This is a genomic window from Faecousia intestinalis, assembly GCF_040096185.1.
Lineage (GTDB): Bacteria > Bacillota > Clostridia > Oscillospirales > Oscillospiraceae > JAZOXB01.
The window spans coordinates 1-2,835 of the sequence record NZ_JBBMFF010000136.1 but is presented as its reverse complement, the minus strand read 5'-3'; the positions used below and the strand labels follow the sequence as shown (position 1 = coordinate 2,835).

Sequence of the window (2,835 nt, the reverse complement as noted above, 5' to 3'; positions counted from 1 at the left end):
ACGGGATGTCAATGGCATCCCGTGCGGGGGAGATTCCCGTTCCGGATCAATAGCCGGGCTTACCCAGCAGGTGGAACATGTTCTTCTTATAGAACTCGACGCCGGGCTGGTTGAACGGGTTCACGCCCAGCATATAGGCGGAGATGCCGCACGACAGCTCGAAGAAGTAGAACAGCTCGCCGAGCGTATCGGCATCGACCTCGTCGGTCTGCAGCACGATGTTCGGCACGCCGCCGTCGACGTGGGCGCTGAGCGTGCCCTGGAAGGCCTGCTCCTCGACAAAGTCGAGCGTCTTGCCCTCGAGGTAGTTCAGGCCGTCAAGATTCTTCCAGTCGACCTCGATGGTCGTGCGTTTGCGCGGCGGGGCGAAGCGGACGATGGTCTCGAAGAGGTTGCGCTGGCCCTGCTGGATCATCTGCCCGAGGGAGTGCAGGTCGGCCGTGAATTCCACGGTCGCGGGGAACAGGCCCTTGCCGTCCTTGCCCTCGCTTTCGCCGAACAGCTGCTGCCACCAGCCCGCGAAGTAGCGGAAGCTCGGCTCATAGCAGCCCAGCAGCTCGATGGCCTTGCCGCGGCGGTACAGCAGGTTGCGGATGGCGGCATACTGCCACGCGGGGTTTTCAAACGAGCGGATGTCCAGCTCCTTGCGGGCGCGGGCCGCGCCGAGCATAACATCCATCGGGGCGATGCCCGCAACGGCCATCGGCAGCAGGCCGACGGCGGTCAGCACGCTGTAGCGGCCGCCGACATTCGGCGGGATGATGAAGGACTCGTAGCCCTCCTCCGTGGCCATCTGGCGCAGCGCGCCGTGCTTCGGATCCGTCGTGACGTAGATGCGCTTCTTGGCCTTCTCGGCGCCGTACTTGCGCTCGAGCATCCAGCGCAGGGCGCGGGTGGCGATGGCAGGCTCCGTCGTGGTGCCGGACTTCGAGATGATGTTGATGGAGAAATCCTTTCCCTCGAGCAGTTCGCACAGCTCCTGCCACGCGCGGGTGGACAGGTTATTGCCTGCGAAGAAGACCTGCGGGTCGGAATCCTTCAGGTTGTGGTTCTGGCCCTTGACCAGCTCAATGGCAGCGCGCGGGCCGAGGTACGAGCCGCCGATGCCGACGACGACGAACACGTCGGAATCCGCACGGATGCGCTCTGCGGCGCGGCGGATGCGCTGCAGCTCCTCCGTCTCCTCAAACGTGGGCAGCTCCAGCCAGCCGAGAAAATCATTGCCGGGACCGCGGCCCTCGGCCAGCGTCTTGTGCGCGGCGAAGACCTCCTGCTCCGTGGCGAGCAGATCAGGCAGGGACAGGTCGCCCCAGACATTCGAAAGATCAACTTTTAACATGGACACCATGCTCCTTTGTTCAGTATCTCCCCCTTATGTTATCGCAAAACGGCCGAAAACGCAAGTCACGTCGGAAAAAAACTGCCGCAGCAGTAGAAAAAAATGCTGCGGCAGTGTATAATGAGAGCAACAGATCTCGCGGAAAGTTGTGGGGGAGGGGACAGCCTGTTTATTGCGCCAATGCAGCGCCGGGCCGGGCTGTCCCCTCCCCTACAACGCATGACATTATCTCTGCAAATACACATAACAAGTGAGGTAGTTTATGAAATACGGATTCGGTGTCGACGCCGGCGGAACGACGGTCAAGCTCGGTCTGCTCAGCGAGGCGGGCGAGCTTCTGGAAAAGTGGGAGCTTCCCTCGCGCACGGAAAACGGCGGCGAGAACATCCTGCCGGACATCGCGCGGAGCGTGCAGGACTGCATGGCCCGCCGCGGGCTTTCGCGGGACGACTGCCTTGGCCTCGGCATCGGCGTGCCGGGCCCGGTGGACGCCTCCGGCATGGTCAACCGCTGCGTGAACCTGAACTGGGGCGTATTCAACCTGCATGATGCCCTCGGCATCCTGACGGGCCTGCGCGTGCGCGCCGGGAACGACGCGAACTGTGCCGCCCTCGGCGAATTCTGGATGGGCGGCGGCTCCGGCTGCCGGTCCGCCATCTTCGTCACGCTGGGAACGGGCATCGGCGGCGGTGTCATCGTGGACGGCCGCCTGCTCACGGGCGCGCACGGCGTCGGCGGCGAGCTTGGCCATATCGAGATCAGTGCGCCGGACAAGGCCCCCTGCACCTGCGGCAAGCGCGGCTGCGTCGAGCAGTATGCCTCGGCGAACGGCATCGTCCGCGTGACGAAAAAACGCCTTGCCGAATCGGCTGAGCCGTCCTGCCTGCGTGCGATGGAGCACTTTGCCTGCAAGGACGTGTTCGACGCCGCCCGCAGCGGCGACGCCTTCGCGGCCGAAACGCTCGAGCAGGTGTTCGACTATCTGGGCGAGGCACTGGCGGACGCCTGCTGCGTCTGCGACCCGGAGCGCATCATCCTCGGCGGCGGCGTGTCCCGCGCGGGCGACTACCTGCTGCGCGGCGTCGAGCGCCATTTCCGCGCGCACATGTTCCACGCCTGCAAGGACACACAGTTCGCGCTGGCTACGCTCGGCAACGACGCCGGGATGTACGGTGCGTTCCGTCTGCTGGCCTGATTTTTCCGCATAAAAAGAGCACCCTCCCGCCAAACTAGCGCGGGAGGGATTTTTTATGGAACGAAAAGGGCGAAAGAACGAGTTGGCGGACCCGCAGCTGCCCGCCATCCGCAGCATCGCGGACGGCCGCGCCATGCCGGCGTGTCAGGCCCCCGTGCCGGAGAGACTGGAGAAGCCGGATAAATAAAATTGTAGGGGCCGGGCTGTCCCCTCCCGGCGCCGCACGAACGACTCGTGCCAGTTGCCGTTACAATGGTGAACGCCCCCGATTTGTCATTGCGAGGCCCCAACGGGGCCGTGG

General features: G+C 64.3%; 3 protein-coding genes. 2 read left to right on the top strand and 1 reads right to left on the bottom strand.

Going from position 1 to position 2,835, the window contains the following annotated elements; genetic code table 11:
* Positions 1 to 46: 46 nt before the first annotated feature.
* Positions 47 to 1,348 carry a glucose-6-phosphate isomerase gene (locus tag WMO66_RS02890; protein WP_349134907.1) on the bottom strand — a complete coding sequence of 434 codons (1,302 nt, stop codon included), beginning with the start codon at positions 1,346 to 1,348 and terminating at the stop codon, positions 47 to 49.
* Between the two features lie 253 nt (positions 1,349 to 1,601).
* Between WMO66_RS02890 and WMO66_RS02885 the strand changes: the two genes are divergently transcribed.
* Positions 1,602 to 2,534 carry an ROK family glucokinase gene (locus tag WMO66_RS02885; RefSeq protein WP_349134906.1) on the top strand — a complete coding sequence of 311 codons (933 nt, stop codon included), beginning with the start codon at positions 1,602 to 1,604 and terminating at the stop codon, positions 2,532 to 2,534.
* Between the two features lie 55 nt (positions 2,535 to 2,589).
* Positions 2,590 to 2,721 (top strand): hypothetical protein, encoded by a 132-nt coding sequence (locus WMO66_RS02880; RefSeq protein WP_349134905.1) that lies wholly within the window; start codon positions 2,590 to 2,592, stop codon positions 2,719 to 2,721.
* Positions 2,722 to 2,835: the final 114 nt, after the last annotated feature.